This window comes from Streptococcus canis (assembly GCF_900636575.1).
In the GTDB taxonomy this organism is placed as follows: domain Bacteria; phylum Bacillota; class Bacilli; order Lactobacillales; family Streptococcaceae; genus Streptococcus; species Streptococcus canis.
Genome location: NZ_LR134293.1, coordinates 664,615 through 686,353 on the forward strand (window position 1 = coordinate 664,615; position 21,739 = coordinate 686,353).

Consider the following 21,739-nt stretch of genomic DNA (forward strand, 5'->3'; position numbering starts at 1 on the left):
AGTCCACAAATTAATATTTTGAGAGGTGTAAACCTAATGAAACCTTGTTATATCAACGTTTAGAAAGTGTTAAAAACAAAATTATGACAAACATTATTGAATTACCGGAAGTTCTCGCCAACCAAATCGCAGCTGGTGAGGTTGTAGAAAGACCAGCAAGTGTTGTCAAGGAGTTGGTTGAGAATGCTATTGATGCTAAAAGTAGCCAGATTACCATTGAAATTGAAGAGTCTGGTCTTAAAATGATACAGATTACAGACAATGGTGAAGGGATGTCACATGAAGACCTACCCTTGAGTTTGCGTCGTCATGCCACCAGTAAAATTAAAAGTCAGAGTGACCTTTTTCGAATTAGGACGCTTGGATTTCGAGGAGAAGCTTTACCGTCGGTTGCCTCCATTAGTAAAATCACGATAAAAACTGCAACAAAAGAAGCTATACATGGCTCTATTCTCGTTGCTACGGGTGGGAAAATTGAGACGCTTGAACCAATCTCAACACCTATTGGAACCAAAATTAAGGTTGAAAACCTTTTTTACAACACTCCTGCCCGCCTCAAATACATGAAAAGTTTACAGGCAGAATTAGCTCACATTGTAGATGTGGTCAATCGGTTGAGTTTGGCTCACCCAGAAGTTGCTTTTACACTGATTAGTGATGGTCGTCAATTAACTCAGACCTCAGGGACTGGCGATTTGCGCCAAGCTATTGCTGGTATTTACGGCTTGAATACTGCGAAGAAAATGATTGCTATCTCTAATGCTGATCTGGATTTTGAAGTGTCTGGATATGTCAGTTTACCAGAGTTGACACGTGCTAATCGAAACTATATGACAATTTTAATCAATGGACGCTACATTAAAAACTTCTTGCTCAATCGAGCTATCTTAGATGGTTATGGTTCTAAATTGATGGTTGGACGTTTTCCGATTGTTGTGATTGCTATTCAGCTTGATCCTTACTTAGCTGATGTCAATGTCCACCCCACAAAGCAAGAGGTTCGTATTTCAAAAGAGCGTGAGTTGATGGCTTTAATCAGTGCAGCTATTTCTGAAAGCCTTAGGGAACAAGACTTAATTCCAGATGCACTTGAAAATTTAGCCAAATCAAGCACACGACATTTTTCCAAACCAGAGCAAACACAACTTCCTTTACAGTCTAGGGGACTTTACTATGATCCGCAAAAGAATGACTTTTTTGTCAAAGAATCGGCTGTCGCGGAAAAAATGCCTGAAACTGATTTTCATTACGGCGATGTTGACAACTGTGTAAAGGTTGAAAAGACAGAGTCGCTACCTCACTCAGAAGAAGACACAGGACCTTCTTCAGTAAAGCATGCTAGCCGTCCCCAAGATAGTTTAGTGAATCCTGATCATCCTGACTTTGACTTAAAAAATAAACAAAAGTTATCTCAAATGTTGGATCGCTTGGAAAATGAAGAAAAATCAGCATTTCCTGAATTAGATTATTTTGGTCAGATGCATGGGACTTATCTTTTTGCTCAAGGCAAAGATGGTTTATTTATCATTGACCAACACGCTGCCCAAGAGCGGGTTAAATATGAATATTATCGTGATAAGATTGGCGATGTTGACAGTAGTTTACAGCAGTTGTTAGTGCCTTACTTATTTGAGTTTTCTGGTTCGGATTTCATTAATTTACAGGAAAAAATGACACTTCTAAATGAAGTCGGTATCTTTCTGGAAGTTTATGGGCACAATACTTTCATTCTGAGGGAACACCCTATCTGGATGAAAGAAGAAGAGATTGAATCTGGTGTCTATGAAATGTGTGATATGTTACTTTTGACAAATGAGGTATCTGTCAAAACTTATCGAGCAGAGTTAGCGATTATGATGAGCTGTAAACGGTCTATTAAAGCTAATCACAGTTTAGATGATTATTCAGCAAGGAATCTTTTGCTGCAATTAGCGCAATGCCAAAATCCTTATAACTGTCCTCATGGCAGACCCGTTTTGATTAACTTTAGCAAGGCAGATATGGAAAAAATGTTCCGTCGTATCCAAGAAAATCACACTAGTCTACGAGAATTAGGAAAATATTAGAGAGAATGAGATGCAAGAATTTTTACACCTACCTAAGCAAATTCAGCTGAGACAGTTGGTCCGTTTTGTGACCATTACTCTAGGCAGTAGTATTTTTCCCTTTATGGCCATGTATTATACGACTTACTTTGGTACTTTTTGGACAGGCATCTTGATGACGGCAACCAGTTTGGCAGGATTTATTGGCACTTTGTATGGAGGTCATTTATCAGATGCTCTTGGTCGAAAGAAAGTCATTATGATTGGGTCAATAGGGACAACAGTAGGCTGGTTTCTGACCATTTTAGCTAATTTACCTAATGCAGTTATTCCTTGGTTAACCTTTGCGGGTATCTTATTGGTAGAAATTGCTTCTAGTTTTTATGGACCTGCCTACGAAGCTATGTTGATTGATTTGACTGATGACAGTAATCGCCGTTTTGTTTACACTATCAATTATTGGTTTATCAATATTGCTGTCATGTTTGGCGCAGGGCTATCCGGGCTTTTTTATGACCACTACTTTTTAGCCTTGTTAGTAGCCTTGTTGCTGGTAAATGTGTTCTGTTTTGGCATTGCTTATTATTATTTTGATGAGACCAGACCAGAGACAGACTCTTTTGAACATGGTAAAGGCTTGCTGGCTAGTTTTCAGAATTACCGTCAAGTGTTTCATGATCGGGCTTTTGTCTTGTTTACCCTAGGCGCCATCTTTTCTGCCAGTATCTGGATGCAGATGGATAACTATGTGCCAGTCCATTTGAAACTGTATTTTCAGCCAATAACTGTGTTAGGTTTTCAAGTGACCAGTTCTAAAATGTTGTCATTAATGGTTTTTACCAATACATTGCTGATTGTCCTTTTCATGACAGTAGTAAATAACTTAACGGAAAAATGGAAACTACTACCTCAACTTGTGATTGGTTCTTTACTATTTACTCTGGGCATGCTCTTGGCATTTACCTTGACGCAGCTCTATGCCATCTGGCTATCAGTTGTTTTATTAACCATTGGGGAAATGATAACTGTCCCTGCCAGTCAAGTCTTACGTGCTAATATGATGGATCATTCTAAAATAGGTTCTTACACGGGCTTTGTGTCAATGGCGCAACCCTTAGGTGCTATTTTGGCTAGCCTACTAGTCTCTGTGAGCCATTTTACAGGCCCTTTAGGGGTGCAATGCTTATTTGTAATTATTGCTGCGCTAGGTATTTATTTTACTGTTGTTTCTGCAAAAATGAAAAAGGTGTCATATGTACGATTATATTAAAGGTCAGTTGACCAAAATTACGGCAAAATACATTGTCGTTGAAACCAATGGACTAGGCTATATTATCAATGTAGCCAATCCTTATAGCTTTACAGATAGTGTCAACCAACTGGTAACTATTTATCTGCATCAAGTTATTCGTGAGGATGCTCACTTGTTGTTTGGCTTTCACACAGAAGACGAAAAAGATGTTTTTCTGAAATTAATTTCTGTCTCAGGTATTGGTCCAACAACAGCCTTAGCTATCGTTGCGGTTGATGATAATCAGGGACTTGTTAATGCCATTGATAACAGTGACATTAAATACTTGATGAAATTTCCTAAGATTGGTAAAAAAACAGCTCAGCAAATGGTGCTTGACTTAGCTGGCAAATTTGTGGAGGCTCCACAAGAGACTGGTAAGACCAAAGTGAACAACCATACAGCAGGTAATCCTCAACTAGACGAAGCGATCGAAGCTCTCCTTGCCCTCGGTTATAAGGCAACAGAATTGAAGAAAATTCGTGCTTTCTTTGAAGGAACTTCTGAAACGGCCGAACAATACATCAAATCAGCCCTTAAACTATTAATGAAAGGCTAGGTGTTTCACATGAAACGTTGTTCATGGGTTCCAGAAGATAATCAATTATATTGTGATTACCATGATTTAGAATGGGGTCAGCCCCTGCATAACGATAGAGATTTCTTTGAGCTGCTTTGCCTAGAAAGCTATCAGTCTGGTCTGTCTTGGCTGACTGTCTTAAAGAAACGCCAAGCTTTCAGAGCAGTTTTTCATCATTATGATATTGCGTCGGTGGCAGCCTTTACCTCGGAGGAAATGGCTGACGCTTTACAGAATCCATCTATTATCCGACACAAATTAAAGTTAGCAGCAACTGTCAACAACGCTATCGCCGTACAGAAAATTCAAGAAGAATTTGGCAGTTTTTCAGCCTATCTATGGGACTTTGTAGGAGGACAACCACTTGACAACCTTGTCAATCAAGATCACCCTGTTCCTACTCAAACAGATTTATCGGTTCGTTTAGCGAAAGATCTAAAGACAAGAGGATTTCGATTTTTAGGACCTACAACGGTTTATTCTTTTATGCAAGCATCAGGTCTGGTAAATGACCATGAAGAAAGCTGTGCTTTTAACTTAATAACAACCAAAAGGAGATAATGATGAATCTTAATCAAACAGACCTTATTGTTTCGGAGGTTCCAAAGACTAGCCAAACTTTAGCGTCAATGCTTAATTTACCCGTGGATTAGGCAGATGAGCATTTTGCACAGTTCACTCTAGGAAGTCATTGTTTAATGGTAACAGATCAGCCCCTCAAACCAATTCAGTCCCTTCAGTGAGGAGTCGTTCTTCATATTGAAGTTGACTCTGTTGACAAGGAAGCGGAACGCTTAAAATCCTCAGGTTTTCCCATCAGTAATGGTCCAGTCAAGACAGCATGGGGAACCTATTCGGTCTGGGTGGAAGGGCCAGAAGGTATTACTATTGATTTTTATCAATTTAGGAAAGACTAGAAAATGTTGCTGAATTGACGGAAAATAAGGAACCAGATAATCTCCTAATTCTTCGTGAATTGGGAGATTTTTTGATAAAATGAAATCAGATTACGAATAGATAAGTAGGTGGGGAAATGAAAGCTGAACTGATTGCAGTAGGTACCGAAATTTTGACTGGTCAAATTGTGAATACCAATGCCCAATTTTTGTCGGAGAAAATGGCAGAGCTAGGCATTGATGTCTATTTCCAGACAGCAGTTGGTGATAATGAAGAGCGTCTACTTTCTGTGATTGCTATTGCTAGTCAACGGAGTGATTTGGTCATTTTATGCGGTGGTCTTGGACCTACCGAAGATGATTTAACCAAGCAAACCCTAGCAAAATTTTTGAAGAAAGATTTGGTTTTTGATGCTCAAGCGAGTCAAAAACTAGATGACTTTTTTGCCAGTCGTAAGCAGTCATCTCGAACACCAAATAATGAGAGGCAGGCACAACTTATTGCTGGATCAAGACCTTTACAAAATAAGACAGGGTTGGCAGTTGGTGGTTTGATTACGGTTGATGATGTGACTTACGTTGTTTTACCGGGTCCTCCTAGTGAACTAAAGCCTATGGTTAATCAGGAATTAGTACCTTTTCTGGCGCATCAGTCTAGCAAACTTTATTCGAAGGTTTTACGCTTTTTTGGGATTGGCGAGAGTCAATTAGTAACGATTTTATCAGATTTTATTGAAAATCAGACTGATCCCACTATTGCGCCTTATGCTAAGACTGGGGAGGTCACTCTTCGCTTATCAACAAAAGCTAAGGACCAGACTTTAGCAGATAAGAAACTAGCCCAGTTAGAAGCTCAGCTATTATCCCAAAAAACTCCTGACAATCAGCCTTTATCAGATTTTCTTTATGGCTATGGAGAGGATAATTCCTTGGCGCGTGAGACATTTGAGCTCTTAATAAAAAATGATAAGACAATTACAGCAGCAGAAAGTCTAACCGCGGGATTATTTCAGTCAACTTTGGCGAATTTTTCAGGAGCTTCCCAAGTATTCAATGGAGGTTTTGTGACTTATAGCATGGAAGAAAAAGCCAAAATGCTAGATATTCCTTTAGAAGATTTGAAATCATATGGAGTTGTTAGTGCTTATACGGCCGAGAAGATGGCGGGACAAGCAAGGTTATTGACTGGTGCTGATATTGGGGTGAGTTTAACAGGTGTTGCTGGGCCAGATATGTTGGAGAACCAGCCTGTAGGTACAGTTTTCATTGGCCTTGCCACTCAAAATAAGGTAGAATCAATGAAGGTTTTAATTGGGGGACGGAGCCGTTCAGATGTGCGTCATATTGCGACTTTACATGCTTTTAATATGGTCCGTAAAACTTTATTAAAACCTAAAAATTTGCTATAATAATAGCAGTGCACTTTAGGGGATTAAGCAGTCAAAAAACAGGTTATTGTATGTTGAGTTGTTACTAGCTGCCTAATGGTTAGTCCTAAATAGAGGAGAAGATATTGGCAAAAAAATTGAAAAAAAACGAAGAAATCACGAAAAAATTCGGTGACGAACGTCGCAAAGCGCTTGATGATGCTTTGAAAAATATTGAAAAAGACTTTGGCAAAGGTGCGGTAATGCGCCTTGGAGAACGTGCGGAGCAAAAGGTACAAGTCATGAGTTCAGGAAGTCTGGCTCTCGATATTGCTCTTGGGGCAGGCGGTTATCCTAAAGGGCGTATTATTGAAATTTACGGACCAGAATCTTCAGGTAAAACGACTGTAGCTCTTCACGCTGTAGCCCAAGCACAAAAAGAGGGGGGCATCGCAGCCTTTATTGATGCCGAGCATGCGCTTGATCCAGCTTACGCTGCTGCGCTTGGGGTTAATATTGACGAGTTACTTTTATCTCAACCAGATTCTGGTGAGCAAGGCCTTGAAATTGCTGGTAAATTAATTGATTCTGGTGCGGTTGACTTGGTTGTTGTCGATTCAGTAGCAGCTTTAGTGCCACGTGCTGAAATTGATGGTGATATTGGCGATAGCCATGTCGGATTGCAAGCACGTATGATGAGTCAGGCGATGCGTAAGCTATCAGCTTCTATTAACAAAACAAAAACTATCGCTATCTTTATTAACCAATTGCGTGAAAAAGTTGGGGTGATGTTTGGTAATCCAGAAACAACACCAGGTGGTCGTGCCCTGAAATTCTATGCTTCTGTTCGGTTGGATGTGCGTGGAACTACTCAAATTAAGGGAACGGGTGACCAAAAAGATAGCAGTATTGGTAAGGAGACCAAAATCAAGGTTGTTAAAAACAAGGTTGCTCCCCCATTTAAGGTAGCAGAAGTTGAAATCATGTATGGAGAAGGCATTTCTCGTACTGGAGAGCTTGTGAAAATTGCTTCTGATTTAGATATTATTCAAAAAGCAGGCGCTTGGTTCTCTTACAATGGTGAGAAAATTGGCCAAGGTTCCGAAAATGCTAAGCGTTATTTGGCGGATCATCCAGAATTATTTGATGACATTGACCGTAAAGTTCGTGTCAAATTTGGCTTGTTAGAAGATGCTGAGGAAGAATCTGTTACGACAGCAGCATCAGAAGAGATGGATGATCTTGTTCTAGATTTAGACAATGGTATTGAAATTGAAGATTAAAGAAAAGCTCTTTTGGGCTTTCAGAACGTAGACAAACTCTATTTTTAGAAGGTGTCAATAAAAATGATTTAATAATCATGACGTCAACTAACTCTTGAAACGCTTGTTTTATGGTGTTTCAGGAGTTTTTCCTTTTTACCTTGTTAACCCTTTTCTTAAAGAATAAAATGAGTGATGGTTTTGAGGACTTCGGAAAGTCTTATTCACACTTATTGTTAGTCAAACAACCTTCTTTTGCGGTTAAATTAACTGACAATTAAAGAGGGTAAGAGCAAAAAAGCTTATTTTCTACAAAAATTCCTCTCAAAATTAAAAAAATAGGTCCGAAGACCTATATTTATCGACTAAAAACTGTGCTACAATATAGCTATCACGAAATAGAAAGTGAGTTAACAACATGATTAAAATTTATACGATTTCAAGTTGTACGAGCTGTAAAAAGGCAAAAACTTGGTTAAATGCCCACAAGCTCCCTTATAAAGAACAGAATTTAGGAAAAGAACCATTAGCAAAAGAAGACATTTTAGCAATCTTATCAAAAACTGAAAATGGCGTGGAAAGTATCGTTTCGTCTAAAAATCGATATGCCAAGGCTCTTAACTGTGATATTGAAGAGTTAAGTGTCAGTGAAGTGATTGATTTGATTCAGGACAACCCTCGTATTCTTAAAAGTCCTATTTTGATTGATGATAAACGTCTTCAAGTGGGGTATAAAGAAGATGATATTCGGGCTTTCCTCCCTCGCTCTATTCGTAATATTGAAAATACTGAAGCACGTTTACGTGCCGCACTTTAAAAGCTCTTCGGGAGCTTTTTTTCGTACCTTCTTGACTTGAAATTCTTGTTTATTCTTGAGAAATAAGCTATAATAAAGCGTAGCATTTAATTTTAGAAAGAAGGTGTAAGTATGGGATTTACAGATGAAACAGTCCGCTTTAAATTGGATGATGGCGACAAAAAGGAAATTAGTGAAACGTTAACCGCTGTCTATCATTCATTGGATGAAAAAGGCTATAATCCAATTAATCAAATTGTAGGTTATGTCTTGAGTGGGGACCCAGCTTATGTTCCTCGTTACAATGATGCTCGAAATCAAATTCGTAAATATGAACGTGATGAGATTGTAGAAGAGCTTGTCCGCTATTATTTGCAGGGAAATGGGATAGACGTTAAATGAGAATAATGGGACTTGATGTTGGCTCCAAAACAGTAGGTGTGGCCATTAGTGATCCTCTTGGTTTTACGGCTCAAGGTCTTGAAATCATCGAGATCGATGAAGAAAAAGAAGAGTTTGGCTTTGAACGCTTAGGTGAGCTTGTTAAGCAATATCAGGTTGAACAGTTTGTTGTAGGCTTACCTAAGAATATGAACAATACAAGTGGTCCACGTGTTGACGCCAGTGAAGCTTACGGAGACAAATTAGAACAGTTATTTGCTCTTCCTGTTCATTATCAAGATGAGCGATTGACGACTGTTGAAGCAGAGCGTATGCTGATAGAACAAGCTGATATTAGTCGAGGCAAACGTAAAAAAGTTATTGATAAATTAGCAGCACAGCTCATTCTACAAAATTATTTAGATCGCAATTATTAAGGAGATAACGATGGCACATAATCACGAACATGACCATGAACATGAAGTTATTACACTTGTTGATGAGCAAGGAAATGAAACGTTATTTGAAATTTTATTGACTATTGATGGTCGTGAAGAATTTGGTAAAAACTATGTTCTTTTGGTTCCAGCAGGTTCTGAAGAAGATGAATCTGGAGAAGTTGAGATTCAAGCTTATTCATTTACTGAAAACGAAGATGGGACTGAAGGAGATTTGCAACCAATTCCTGAAGATTCAGATGCTGAGTGGGATATGATTGAAGAAGTTTTCAATAGTTTTTTAGATGAAGACTAATCGTTTAGTTCTTATTAGTGAAAAAGTAGCCTAGTGGGCTATTTTTTTGTTGCGTTTACGAATAAATAGATGAGGAGGTGGTAGCGATTAAACGAGTGAATCGGCAGGAATATGCTTTTCTTCAAGCTTATAAAGCTAAGCCTTTGCATCGGTTTAAAGAGTTATTGTATTATGCCAAGCTTGGTCAGAAATTGACTAAATAAGAGATTCTGTTATACTTGTTTTATGATATTTTTTGACGATAATAAAAGGAAATTGGCAGGAAAATGGATTGATTTGTTTTGTCTTGGTCACTTTCTGGATTGCCGTTAGAGGATATGACATTCCAAGGAGAAAAAAATAGTGACTCAGTTAAACGAAGAATTTATCCGAAAAGAGACGATAGAATTGGTCAATGCCGGTCCGACCGTTCATACAACGACATATGAAACTAAGGTTCCGACACTTCATAAATGTTACTTACTATTCTTTAGTATCATGATTAGTGGCTTGACAATTGTGGTGCCTGTTTTAACAGATGCTGGCAATAGTCTTCAGTCACAAAATTTATACATAGGAATGATGTTAACCAAGGGGCAAATTCCGTATAGTGATGTTTTTACAACAGGAGGCCTACTTTATTTTGCGTTTATTGCACTCAGCTATTATCTAGGGACAACGTTTTGGCTGGTTTTTGTTCAGGCTTTTTGTTTCTATTTATCTGGTATTTATCTTTATAAGCTTGTCAATTATTTTACCAGAATTCAAAAAGTTGCTTTGGCATTTTCAATTGGGTATTACTTGTTATCCGCTAGTCTAGGTTTTGGCGGCCTGTATGCTATTCAATTAGCCATGCCCTTCGTCTTGGTTTCAGCTTGGTTTTTGACTAAGTACTTTGCTGATTTAGTTAAAGATGAAGCCTTCATTTTATTTGGTTTCATGGGTGCTCTTGCCATGTTGATAGAACCACGGACACTCATTTTCTGGGGTCTTGCTTGTATAGCAGTCTTTTCTTATAACATTAGTCAAAAGCACCTTGCAAGAGGATTTTACCAGTTGTTAGCTGCTATTTTTGGGATGCTGTTGGTCTTTTATACGGCAGGTTACTTTATTTTGAATCTGCAAATATTAAACCCTTACTTAACTCAGGCTGTTGCTTACCAATTTACCTTTTTCAAGGTTGGTGATCTCTCTTTGCCGATTGGTGTAGGCATTCAAGTTCTTCTGGCCTTGGGACTAGGTCTCTTAACGGGAGTCTTTAACGTTATCAACCACCTTAAAACAGCTTCTGACCTAATCATTAAATGGTTGTTTGTTGTGGTTATTTTGGGATATTTAATAGTTGCAGCCTTGTCGCAAGATTATCACTCCTACCATCTCCTAGCGGTCTTACCGTTTGGTTTACTATTGACGTCTATTCCAATGGCTTATCAGTATGAAATGGGATTGAGACAACATAGTCATCGTCGGCATCGTGGTAAAAATGGGACAAGGCGTGTCATCTCTTTGTATCTCAAGAAACATTTTTATTTACCAGTATTGATTGTGCTTGCGGCTGTAGTCTGTTCGACTTATCGTTTTATCAATAATATACCTGTCAACCACGAGCGTAATCGTATTGCTAGCTATTTGAGGCAAAAATTAGCAGGTGATGAGCCTATTTATGTTTGGGACGAATCTTCTAAGATTTACTTGGATACTAAGGCCAAATCAGTCTCTCAATTTAGTTCACCAAATGTCAATACTAAGAAGATAAGTCATCAAAGAACCTTAGAAGATGAGTTGCTTGAAAATAAGGCTGTCTATATTGTCGTTAATGAGAACCAAAAAGTACCCAAAACCATTCGGAAAGTATTAGCTACTAATTATAAAGTGGACCGAAAGATTGATGCGAAAGGTTTTGTCCTCTATCAGAAAAAATAAGATTAATATCAATATCTTGTGTCTGGTCAAAAAACTTGACACAAGATATTGATTTTTTTGTTTGTCATGATATAATAGTCCAATAAGGAGGTTCGACATGATAACACTAGAAGAAGACAAGGTTGTTGTCCAACCTGATATTAAAGTGATTAAGCGAGATGGTCGTCTGGTTAATTTTGACGCCACTAAAATTTACAGTGCTTTGTTAAAAGCAAGCATGAAAGTTACTCGAATGTCGCCACTTGTTGAGGCTAAATTAGAAGCTATTTCTGAGCGGGTGATTGCTGAAATCATTGAGCGCTTCCCTACCAATATTAAAATTTATGAAATTCAAAATATTGTGGAGCATGAACTATTAGCTGCCAACGAGTATGCTATTGCAAAGGAATACATTAATTACCGTACTCAGCGTGACTTTGCACGTTCTCAAGCAACGGATATTAATTTTTCGATTGATAAGTTGATTAATAAAGACCAAACGGTCGTTAACGAAAATGCAAACAAGGACAGTGATGTCTTCAATACGCAGCGTGATTTGACAGCTGGGATTGTTGGCAAATCCATTGGGTTAAAAATGTTGCCTCCTCATGTCGCCAATGCCCATCAAAAGGGTGATATTCACTACCATGACTTGGATTATAGTCCTTATACACCGATGACGAACTGCTGTTTAATTGACTTTAAGGGCATGCTAGCCAATGGCTTTAAAATTGGAAATGCTGAGGTTGAAAGTCCTAAATCCATTCAGACGGCGACAGCTCAAATCTCACAGATTATTGCGAATGTAGCATCCAGTCAGTATGGCGGTTGTACGGCAGACCGTATTGATGAGTTTTTGGCACCTTACGCAGAGCTTAATTTTAAAAAGCATTTAGCAGACGCGGAGAAATGGGTTATAGAAGATAAGCGTGAAAACTATGCTTTTGAGAAGACGCAAAAAGATATTTACGATGCGATGCAGTCTTTGGAGTATGAGATTAATACGCTCTTTACATCTAATGGTCAGACGCCGTTTACGTCGTTAGGGTTTGGCTTAGGGACATCTTGGTTTGAGCGGGAAATTCAAAAAGCTATTTTGACCATTCGGATTAATGGCCTTGGTAGTGAACATCGCACGGCGATTTTCCCTAAATTAATTTTCACGGTTAAACGTGGCTTGAACTTAGAACCAGATTCACCAAATTACGATATTAAGACCTTGGCTTTAGAATGTGCGACTAAGCGGATGTATCCAGACATGTTGTCTTATGATAAGATTATTGATTTGACAGGTTCTTTTAAGGCGCCGATGGGCTGTCGCTCCTTCCTTCAAGGCTGGAAAGATGAAAACGGTCAAGATGTGACTTCTGGTCGTATGAATCTTGGTGTAGTAACGCTCAACTTGCCACGTATTGCCATGGAATCAAATGGAGATATGGTTAAGTTCTGGGAACTCTTCAATGAGAGAATGCAAATCAGTAAAGATGCTCTGGTCTATCGTGTTGAACGTGTCAAAGAAGCAACTCCTGCAAATGCTCCTATTCTTTATCAGTATGGGGCTTTTGGAAAACGTTTGGAGAAGACGGGTAATGTAGATGACCTCTTTAAAAATCGCCGTGCAACGGTTTCTCTTGGTTATATTGGTCTTTATGAAGTTGCCTCTGTTTTCTATGGTGGTGAGTGGGAAGGCAATTCAGAAGCTAAAGATTTTACCTTGTCTATTGTGAAAGCAATGAAGCAAGCTTGCGAGGAGTGGTCAGATGAATATGGCTACCATTTCTCTGTTTATTCTACCCCGTCCGAAAGTTTGACAGACCGGTTCTGTCGTTTAGACACTGAAAAATTTGGAATTGTGACAGATATTACGGACAAAGAGTATTACACAAACTCTTTCCACTACGATGTGCGTAAAAATCCAACGCCTTTTGAAAAGCTGGATTTTGAAAAGACCTATCCAGAAGCGGGTGCTTCCGGTGGCTTTATCCATTATTGTGAGTATCCTGTGTTGCAGCAAAATCCAAAGGCTTTGGAGGCTGTTTGGGACTATGCTTATGATCGTGTGGGGTATTTGGGAACCAATACGCCCATTGATAAATGTTATCATTGCCAATTTGAAGGCGATTTTACCCCAACGGAACGTGGTTTCACTTGCCCAAACTGTGGTAATAATGACCCTAAAACAGTTGATGTGGTCAAACGAACTTGTGGTTACTTGGGGAACCCTCAGGCCCGTCCAATGGTAAATGGTCGTCATAAAGAAATTTCTGCACGTGTAAAGCACATGAATGGGTCAACCATAAAATACCCAGGCTTGTAAACCCAAGCTGTGGAAGATACCTTTTGATGACAATAGGATATGCTTAAAAGGTTGCTTCATGCAAGCAATCTTTTCTTATTTAGGTGTTCAACTGGATAGGATAGAAGCTCTGCTTATTTTTATTTTTTGAGTGAACATGCTTTATTGAGGGGTAGAAGAAAGGCATTCTATATTAAAAGTCAAGAGAAGAGTTCTAAAAAATCAGTAACGAAAGGGTCTATACTAGCGGGAGCTAGCCGCTAATATAAAGATAAGGAAACTATAATGGGAAAATATCAATTAGATTACAAAGGAATGCAGCAGGTGGAACGTTTTCATGAGAAGCATTCTACAAAAAAAACGGATAAAAAATCCCGAGTTCAAGAGCTCAAGGCTCAGTTTTTAGAGAAGTCAAAAAAACAGGCTAACTAAAGTATCTGTAAAGAAAGAAGGTCAGTTCTGTTTCATATTGGTCTTGTGGGACCAGATGTCATTTCATAACAAGGCAGTCTATTTGCCTTATATGAGGTAGCTGAGTGGCATTACTTGGCATCTATTAACTGGGAATGCAGAAGTACGTCAGCAGGTCGGTCAATGATTTGGTCACGCTATGCTTTACAGAAGTGTCAAATAATTGTCAAAGCTGTCAAGGAATTGTAAAGCTATCGTTAAAGAGAGCGACCTGAATAGACTGGGAGATTTGATCGTTAAGCTATTTGATTTCTTTATCCACCCTTTAGATACGGCTCTGTTTTTAGCAGACGGTAAGTTAGTGAGAGGACAAGTTCATTATCAGTTGGAAACTGGTTTATTACGTCAGGTTATGGTGACTATTATGACAAAAACTGCTACTGTTACAGCCTCCATGGATTTGCAATCAGGTAGTCGTCGTGAGGTGATGGAAGTACAAGGAGCAAAAGATACCTACCATTTAGAAAATTTAGATGACTTATCATCTATGAAGGTCCTCATAAAATACTCGTGAGCTATGGTTCTTGGGATACTATCCTGTATAAACGATGCTTTGAAACCATGATTGATGCTTTTTTTGATTCTGTAAAGATGAGTGTCAGCCCTGTCAATGTTGAGTCAAGCCTTCCAAGTCATTGGATTTGCTAACAGATAGTTTCTTTCCCACCACTGCCTTATGGAGATTTAAAGTTAGAATTACTCAAGGATTAGGTAAACTTATGGAGATTAGACGACCAACATCAGCAGATAAAGAAACTGTTTTAGACATGATAGCAGAGTTTTTGGAGCAAGAGAGTGCTACTGATGGCCTATGGCATTTTAGAGCGGATCAATTTAGTTATGAGGAGTGGTTAGAAGCTTCTCTAAGGCAAGAAATGGGTTTGGCCAGTCAAGGTGTTCCGGCCATTCAATATGTGGCGTTTGATGAGAGAAATCAAGCGCTGGGATTTTTAAACCTTAGGTTACGTTTGAATGCCTCATTACTTGAAAAAGGTGGGCATATTGGTTACTCTGTTCGTCCCAGTCAGCGTGGGAAAGGCTATGCCAAGGAGATGCTCAAACAAGCTGTCAGTTTTGCGATTTCCAAGAACATCAAGGCGATTTTGGTAACTTGTGATGAAGCTAATGCTGCAAGTCGAGCAGTTATTATGGCTAATGGTGGCGTCTTGGAAGATAGTCGCGGTGGAACGGAGCGTTACTGGATTGAAGGACAAAGAGGCGATAAGTGATGGCAGAAAAGTGTTGGAATAATCCTAAACCAAAGGAATGGCAGGCAGAGGAGTTAAGTCAAGGCCGGATTATTGATTATAAGGCTTTTAACTTTGTTGATGGTGAGGGGGTTCGCAATTCCCTCTATGTGTCTGGTTGTTTATTCCATTGCAAGGGGTGTTATAATGCTGCAACTTGGTCTTTTAAGGCAGGAATGCCTTATACTCAGGAGCTTGAAGAACAGATTATGACTGATTTGGCACAGCCTTATGTTCAGGGGCTGACACTTTTAGGTGGGGAACCTTTTTTGAATACGGGTATCTTAATTCCTCTGATTAAGCGTATTCGGCGGGAATTGCCAGAAAAGGATATTTGGTCTTGGACGGGTTATACTTGGGAAGAAATGATGCTTGAGACACCAGATAAACTGGAGATGCTGTCCTTGATTGATATTCTGGTGGATGGCCGTTTTGATATTACTAAAAAGAATCTCATGTTGCAATTTAGAGGTTCTTCTAATCAACGCATTATTGATGTTCAAAAGTCTTTGGCTGCTAAAGAAGTAATTATCTGGGATAAGTTAAACGATGGTAACCAGTCCTTTGAACAAATGAGTCGGGAGGATTTGCTTTAAGAATGTGACATATCCACATGATCTTTTTGAAAAAAAGAAATGAAAACGGGTCTTTTGGGGCTCATCTGGGGAGAAAGTGATTGTTATTGCTTGGTTTTCCCCACATTATCCTCACAGTTATCCACAGGTTGTGTATAAGTTTGATTTTTGTGAATAAAGACTAAAAAAGAGGCCTAGACCTCTTTTTTAATATAGACAAATTCACGGTCTGTTGACAGCTCTGGGTGGTAGTGAAAACCAGAAAAGACAAGGCTTTTAAGGCTGTCAACGATTTGACAATTGGTTGCCATACAAGCAGTGAGAAATGCTCCTCGTGCCTTTTTTGAAATAGTAGAATGAGTTTTGAGTTGCCCCGCTTTCTCTTCCATAAACTTGAGACTTATCCACAATTGTTTACAGTCTTTGGAAAAGACATCGTCAAATTCACTGGATAAAAGCGAAATCACTTGTGGATGCTCTTTTGCAAACTGATTATAGGTGGGCCTCCAGTAAGACTTGAGGCTTTTTCCTTCAATTTTTATTCTGGTGTGAAAATCATGGCGATGCTCTGCGATAGGATAAGTAGCAGGAATGATACCGTAAAAAGATGAGGTGATATAGACTTGCTGGTTTAGGTAATGCTGTTCTTGAGCACTGAGTTTACTACGTTTGATATGACGATACATAAGGCCATTGAACAGTTGGTAGGCAGGGTAAGCCAAGCTTTGTTGAGAGGCCATGTCTTGCCAGCGCTGATATTCTTTTTGAGCTGCCTCTTCTTTGATATGATAAGCTTTGGCCAATTCCTCTGCGGACATAGCTGTCATTGCCTTTAAAATAGCCTGACTTGCTTGAGGCAGTAGGTGTGGATAAGATTCGGCAGGAATCGTCATTTCTTTTGCGGTTGGTATTAAAAAGGTTAACATAGTGTTATTGTAGTAAAGTTGGTGGCTTTCTGTCAAGAGACCTAGATTTTTCTAAGGATGACTGTCACACGGCACCTTCTTTGTCTTCTGTCATGAAAGAAGAGGAGGATTCTTGTAAAATTGTGTCATCTTGTTTTTTGAGAGTAGCTGAAAATAGCAGAGGCATCTCAATGTGAATGGTCAAGAAGGCTAGAGGAAAGAGTTGTTTGGGAATAATGACAGAGGTTTGGGGCTTTGATGAGAAAAAATGTCATTGTCAAATTCTTTACAATTTGATAAGATTACTTTTTTTCTAAAAAAAGACTTGCGCCCATCTCACGAATATGATAATATAGTCTCAAGTCTGTTTGAGAAAACAGAAGCTCAGGTCAAGTAAGTGCACACTTACAATAACACAGTTGATAATGGGGAAACTCAGAGTCAAGAAAAAGAATATTAAGCCTTGCGTTTTGCAGGGCTTTTTTCTGTCTTTATTTTGGTCTATGCCTTTGAACGTCATTTAGGCGACCAGTGCCTGCTTGTTCTCAATTATTTTTACGCTGATGAGGTTGCATTAGAATGGCCTTCAGTTTATCAAACTGGTAAGGTAGTGATTAGCAACTACGAGGGAGGAATACTTGGCGATTGGGTAACGTTAAAACCTTGTCAGACACTTGCTATTTTAGTCAACAACTAATGGAAAGCTTGGGGCTAGGACCCCAGGACTTTGTTTCTGGCGGTAGTGACAGTAGAGGACTGGTTGCTTTCTCATCTATTTATTTTAAAACTCTTATTTTTTCAATTAAAAACAATTAAGACAGGTTATTTCAGCTAAATTTTGGTACAATGGAAAAGATTATAGGTGGAGTGATAGGATCATAGCTCTGCTATTTAAAAATGACAAAAGGAGATAGGAATGACAACATATCAAGATGATTTTTACCAAGCTGTCAATGGGAAATGGGCAGAGACAGCGGTTATCCCAGATGACAAACCTCGTACAGGTGGTTTTTCAGATTTAGCTGATGAGATTGAGGCCTTGATGCTAGACACCACAGACGCTTGGCTAGCTGGGAACAATGTCCCTGATGATGCGATTTTAGCAAATTTTGTTAAATTTCACCGTTTGGTGGCAGACTACGCTAAACGTGATGAGGTCGGTGTGGCTCCAGTCCTTCCCATGATAGAAGACTATAAAGCTTTGGGCTCTTTTGCGGAATTTGCTGCTAAGATAGCTGAATATGAGTTGGCAGGTCAGCCTAATGAATTTCCATTTGGTGTGGCACCAGACTTTATGAATGCTCAGCTTAATGTGCTTTGGGCAGAAGCACCAAGCATTCTTTTGCCAGATACGACTTACTATGAAGAAGGTCATGAAAAGGCTGAGGAATTGCGTAGCATTTGGCGTCAATCACAAGAAAAGCTTTTACCTCAATTTGGCTTTTCAGCAGATGAAATTAAGGACCTCTTGGATAAGGTGATTGAGTTGGATAAGCAATTGGCCAACTATGTCTTGTCTCGTGAGGAAGGTGCTGAATATGTCAAATTATACCATCCCTATGCTTGGGCTGACTTTACTAAACTGGCACCAGAACTTCCATTGGATAGTATTTTTGAAAAGATTTTAGGTCAAGTGCCTGACAAGGTTATTGTCCCTGAGGAACGCTTTTGGACAGAATTTGCAGCCACTTATTACTCTGAGGCCAACTGGGAATTACTCAAGGCTAATTTGATTGTGGATGCGGCTAATGCTTACAATCCTTACTTAACAGATGACATTCGTGTTCAGTCAGGTGCCTATGCGCGTGCTTTGTCTGGAACACCTCAAGCGATGGACAAACAAAAAGCTGCCTTTTATTTGGCGCAAGAGCCATTTAGCCAAGCGCTTGGCTTGTGGTATGCAGGTCAAAAATTTTCTCCAGAAGCAAAGGCTGATGTGGAAAGCAAAGTGGCGCGCATGATTGAAGTTTACAAGTCTCGTCTGGAGATGGCTGATTGGTTAGCACCAGCCACACGTCAAAAAGCCATTACCAAATTAAATGTTATCACGCCACATATTGGTTACCCAGAAAAACTACCAGAAACCTATGCCAAAAAAGTCATTGATGAGACGTTATCCTTGGTTGAAAATGCTCAAAACTTGGCTAAAATCACCATTGCTCACACGTGGAGTAAATGGAATACACCAGTTGATCGTAGTGAATGGCACATGCCAGCCCACTTGGTCAACGCTTATTATGACCCTCAGCAAAACCAGATTGTCTTTCCTGCGGCAATCTTACAGGCGCCATTTTACTCCTTAGAGCAAAGTTCTTCTGCGAACTATGGAGGAATTGGTGCAGTCATTGCCCATGAGATTTCACATGCCTTTGACACTAATGGGGCCTCTTTTGATGAACATGGTAGCCTAAAAGACTGGTGGACCCAAGAGGACTACGCTGCCTTTAAAGAACGTACAGATAAGATTGTGGCGCAGTTTGATGGCTTAGAGTCACATGGTGCCAAGGTCAACGGCAAATTGACAGTTTCAGAAAATGTTGCTGATTTAGGTGGGGTTGCCTGTGCTTTAGAAGCGGCACAATCGGAAGCAGATTTCTCAGCGCGTGAGTTCTTTATTAACTTTGCAACGATTTGGCGCATGAAAGCTCGTGAGGAATACATGCAAATGCTAGCTAGCATAGATGTACACGCACCAGGCGAACTGCGGACAAATGTGACCTTAACCAATTTTGATGCCTTCCATGAGTCCTTTGATATTAAAGAAGGCGATGCTATGTGGAGAGCTCCGAAAGACCGTGTGATTATCTGGTAAGCAGGTAGTTGAAAAAACGTTAAAAGAACCTAATGATGAAAAAGACTGACTCTGTGGTATCATAGGGTCAGTTTTTTGCTGGGTTATTAATCTTTGAGGTGACTTAGTGCAGTGACGAGACAAAAAGACAACCTTCACACAGAAGATTGTCTCAGATTGAAGACAACTTGTCCTAAATGACCTTTGTTTTTGTAAGTGCCATTAATGACAACATTTTTTAACTGGTGTCGTGAGCAGACTATCCTTTCAGAGTTCCATCAAGACTTTGGATTCTTTCAAGGATAGAGAAACAAAAACACCTCCAGCCCTGTCTTTCCAAAAACAGTATGCTGGAGGTAATAAGGAGAATAATCAATAGATTAGGGACTACTGTCACTAGACTTAGTAGCGCTAATCAGCAATGACCTAGTTCTCTTTACGTTTACGTGCAAGAACACCCGATGAGACTATTACGGCTAAAGCTGCCGCAGTGAAGAATGGACTAGTCTTTTCCCCTGTAGCTGGTAGCTGAGCAGACTTAGCGAATGCGCCTGTTCCTGCTGTGTTAGCTTGCGGTACTTTAGGCTTAGGTGTCGCCTTATCCTTAGGTGATGGGATTGGTTGGGCTGGGGTCAACGCTGTCCATGGAATACTGTGTTTGCCTGGTGCCTTATCCTCTGGTTTGTTTTGCTCTTTTTCTGGAGCAACCTCAGGCGTTTCTGGAGCTTTTGGAGTATCCTCTGGTTTAACCTCAGGTGTCTCTGGGACACTTGGTGCGTGATCTTGATTTTTCTTGAGGGCTTCTAGTTTAGCCATCAAATCTTGAAGTTCTTTTTGAAGCTGCGCCTTTTCTTGCTCGCTCAGTTGGCTTTGGTTTTTAAGCTTCTCTTCAACTTGTGCTTTAGCTTCTTCAAGTGCCTTGATTGATTTTGTTGTTTCTGCTAATTTCTCTTCAAGTGCTTTAATAGCTTTTTCTTTGTCAGTGATTTTGGCTTGAACGTCAGCTAATTTTTGCTCAAGTTTTGTTTTTTCTTCGTCACTTAATTTGGTTTGATTTTGAAGTTGGGACTCTACTTCTGCTTTTTCTTTCGCTAAATTTTCCTTTTCAGCACTCAATTCAGCAACTTTCGCATTGGATGCTTTTTGTGCTGCTTCGAGCTCTTTTAGCTTGTTAGCTGACTCAGCTACTTGTCCTTGAAGTCCTTCGACTTCTTTTTGCTTGGCATCTAGTTCTTGTTGTAACTTAGCTTTAGCTTCAGCGTTCAACGTTTCAGTTGCTTGGAGCTTTTGGGTCAACTCCTGTAACTCACTCTGACCTTTTTCTAGTTGGGCTTGTAGTGTTTTATTTTGAGTAGTCGCATCAGCAATCTTCTGATCAAGCTCTTTCACTTTTTCTTGACTGGTTTGCAAGTTTTGAGTAGCTGTGTCTGCTTGTTCTTTCAACTCTTTAGCTTTGGCTTCTAATTCCGCATTTGATTGATTAGCTTGATTTAGTTGCGTAGCAAGCTTGTCACTTTTTGTTTTTAGAGCGTCACGTTCAGTCTCTAGCTTTTTCTTGTCAGCTTCATCTTTTAATAAGGTTAGACGGAACTGTTCTGTAAGACTTTCTAGTTCTGTATTCTTTTGGTTTAAATCTTGTGACAGCTTAGCCTTTTCTTTTGTCAATGTTTGATTTTTTGCACTTAGCTTACTATTTTGACCTTGTTGGTATCTAGCTTCATCTCTAAATATGTCTCTCTGTGTAATACGTTTTTTCATTTCTTCAAAAACGATTTTACGAGCATTTTTATCTTTATTACTTGTTCCCAAATAATTCAATTTCTGACCAGTACCGAGAGACGTATCGATAACATGACTATCAGGTTGAATATCAAAATCAGCCACAACTTTTAACATCAAATAATTCAAAGCTTCATCACTCAAAGAAGCAACTGTCCTCTTATATTCATCATTATTCTTATCTTTATTATCAAACTTATCCATAAAAGTCTTCACTTCTGATACAAGGGACGTAGTATCAGCTGCTACCTTATTTACCCCAACACTAGACATTCCAAGCAAGGTAATTGCCAGCAAGCTAGTACCAACGACACGACGACATAGGGACATGTTTTTTCTCATTGATTATTTCTCCATTTTTCCTCAAATTATCAAGTAACATTATATATATATATATCTTCAAGCTCATGATTTTATCAGATT

21 protein-coding genes and 1 pseudogene are annotated in these 21,739 nt (G+C 39.3%); 20 read left to right on the forward strand and 2 right to left on the reverse strand.

The features are described 5' to 3' along the window. Positions 1-83 precede the first annotated feature (83 nt). From mutL to nrdG, 18 genes are all read left to right on the forward strand, one after another. The gene (gene mutL / locus EL097_RS03535) at positions 84-2,066 is read left to right on the forward strand and encodes a DNA mismatch repair endonuclease MutL (RefSeq protein WP_039994902.1); all 1,983 of its coding nucleotides are present in this window, start codon (positions 84-86) and stop codon (positions 2,064-2,066) included. Positions 2,067-2,076: 10 nt separating this feature from the next. After that, the gene (locus EL097_RS03540; protein ID WP_003045734.1) at positions 2,077-3,315 is read left to right on the forward strand and encodes an MDR family MFS transporter; all 1,239 of its coding nucleotides are present in this window, start codon (positions 2,077-2,079) and stop codon (positions 3,313-3,315) included. Next, complete coding sequence (ruvA, locus tag EL097_RS03545; protein ID WP_003045733.1) at positions 3,299-3,895, forward strand: Holliday junction branch migration protein RuvA; 597 nt, start codon at positions 3,299-3,301, stop codon at positions 3,893-3,895. Before EL097_RS03540 ends, ruvA begins: the two co-directional genes overlap by 17 nt. A gap of 9 nt (positions 3,896-3,904) precedes the next feature. Then, on the forward strand, positions 3,905-4,477 hold the full coding sequence (locus EL097_RS03550; RefSeq protein WP_003045731.1) for a DNA-3-methyladenine glycosylase I: 573 nt from the start codon (positions 3,905-3,907) through the stop codon (positions 4,475-4,477). A 197-nt stretch (positions 4,478-4,674) separates the two neighbouring features. Further along, entirely contained in the window at positions 4,675-4,833 is a 159-nt protein-coding gene (locus tag EL097_RS11030) for a VOC family protein (protein ID WP_223824822.1), read from the forward strand. Between the two features lie 116 nt (positions 4,834-4,949). Then, on the forward strand, positions 4,950-6,221 hold the full coding sequence (locus tag EL097_RS03560) for a competence/damage-inducible protein A (protein ID WP_003045727.1): 1,272 nt from the start codon (positions 4,950-4,952) through the stop codon (positions 6,219-6,221). Between the two features lie 104 nt (positions 6,222-6,325). Then, the gene (gene recA / locus EL097_RS03565; protein WP_003045726.1) at positions 6,326-7,462 is read left to right on the forward strand and encodes a recombinase RecA; all 1,137 of its coding nucleotides are present in this window, start codon (positions 6,326-6,328) and stop codon (positions 7,460-7,462) included. Positions 7,463-7,859: 397 nt separating this feature from the next. Then, complete coding sequence (spx, locus tag EL097_RS03570) at positions 7,860-8,258, forward strand: transcriptional regulator Spx (RefSeq protein WP_003045722.1); 399 nt, start codon at positions 7,860-7,862, stop codon at positions 8,256-8,258. A gap of 111 nt (positions 8,259-8,369) precedes the next feature. Further along, on the forward strand, positions 8,370-8,639 hold the full coding sequence (locus EL097_RS03575) for an IreB family regulatory phosphoprotein (protein WP_003045720.1): 270 nt from the start codon (positions 8,370-8,372) through the stop codon (positions 8,637-8,639). After that, entirely contained in the window at positions 8,636-9,055 is a 420-nt protein-coding gene (gene ruvX / locus EL097_RS03580; RefSeq protein WP_039994721.1) for a Holliday junction resolvase RuvX, read from the forward strand. Before EL097_RS03575 ends, ruvX begins: the two co-directional genes overlap by 4 nt. A gap of 10 nt (positions 9,056-9,065) precedes the next feature. Next, the gene (locus tag EL097_RS03585; protein ID WP_003045716.1) at positions 9,066-9,371 is read left to right on the forward strand and encodes a DUF1292 domain-containing protein; all 306 of its coding nucleotides are present in this window, start codon (positions 9,066-9,068) and stop codon (positions 9,369-9,371) included. Positions 9,372-9,448: 77 nt separating this feature from the next. Next, entirely contained in the window at positions 9,449-9,574 is a 126-nt protein-coding gene (locus EL097_RS11035; RefSeq protein ID WP_257865518.1) for a hypothetical protein, read from the forward strand. A 139-nt stretch (positions 9,575-9,713) separates the two neighbouring features. Then, complete coding sequence (locus EL097_RS03590) at positions 9,714-11,273, forward strand: glycosyltransferase family protein (RefSeq protein ID WP_003045711.1); 1,560 nt, start codon at positions 9,714-9,716, stop codon at positions 11,271-11,273. Between the two features lie 97 nt (positions 11,274-11,370). Beyond that, positions 11,371-13,569 (forward strand): anaerobic ribonucleoside-triphosphate reductase, encoded by a 2,199-nt coding sequence (gene nrdD, locus EL097_RS03595; protein ID WP_003045709.1) that lies wholly within the window; start codon positions 11,371-11,373, stop codon positions 13,567-13,569. A 264-nt stretch (positions 13,570-13,833) separates the two neighbouring features. Further along, entirely contained in the window at positions 13,834-13,980 is a 147-nt protein-coding gene (locus EL097_RS10565) for a hypothetical protein (RefSeq protein WP_003045707.1), read from the forward strand. A 268-nt stretch (positions 13,981-14,248) separates the two neighbouring features. Next, complete coding sequence (locus tag EL097_RS11190; RefSeq protein ID WP_371860309.1) at positions 14,249-14,533, forward strand: Gfo/Idh/MocA family oxidoreductase; 285 nt, start codon at positions 14,249-14,251, stop codon at positions 14,531-14,533. A gap of 205 nt (positions 14,534-14,738) precedes the next feature. Further along, the gene (locus EL097_RS03605; RefSeq protein WP_003045703.1) at positions 14,739-15,248 is read left to right on the forward strand and encodes a GNAT family N-acetyltransferase; all 510 of its coding nucleotides are present in this window, start codon (positions 14,739-14,741) and stop codon (positions 15,246-15,248) included. Next, on the forward strand, positions 15,248-15,862 hold the full coding sequence (gene nrdG / locus EL097_RS03610; RefSeq protein WP_003045701.1) for an anaerobic ribonucleoside-triphosphate reductase activating protein: 615 nt from the start codon (positions 15,248-15,250) through the stop codon (positions 15,860-15,862). The genes EL097_RS03605 and nrdG overlap by 1 nt, the downstream gene beginning before the upstream one ends. A gap of 173 nt (positions 15,863-16,035) precedes the next feature. Here the strand turns inward: nrdG and yaaA are convergent, their stop codons facing one another. After that, entirely contained in the window at positions 16,036-16,767 is a 732-nt protein-coding gene (gene yaaA, locus EL097_RS03615; protein ID WP_003045699.1) for a peroxide stress protein YaaA, read from the reverse strand. Between the two features lie 478 nt (positions 16,768-17,245). On the opposite strand from yaaA, the pseudogene EL097_RS03630 reads away from it, so the two are divergent. Next, positions 17,246-17,443, forward strand: a pseudogene (locus EL097_RS03630) (glutamate racemase); the annotation flags it as partial. Between the two features lie 219 nt (positions 17,444-17,662). Continuing rightward, entirely contained in the window at positions 17,663-19,558 is a 1,896-nt protein-coding gene (locus tag EL097_RS03635; protein ID WP_003045695.1) for a M13 family metallopeptidase, read from the forward strand. Positions 19,559-19,963: 405 nt separating this feature from the next. On the opposite strand, the gene EL097_RS10680 is transcribed toward EL097_RS03635, so the two are convergent. Continuing rightward, positions 19,964-21,658 carry an LPXTG cell wall anchor domain-containing protein gene (locus EL097_RS10680; protein WP_003045694.1) on the reverse strand — a complete coding sequence of 565 codons (1,695 nt, stop codon included), beginning with the start codon at positions 21,656-21,658 and terminating at the stop codon, positions 19,964-19,966. Between the last annotated feature and the right edge of the window lie 81 nt (positions 21,659-21,739).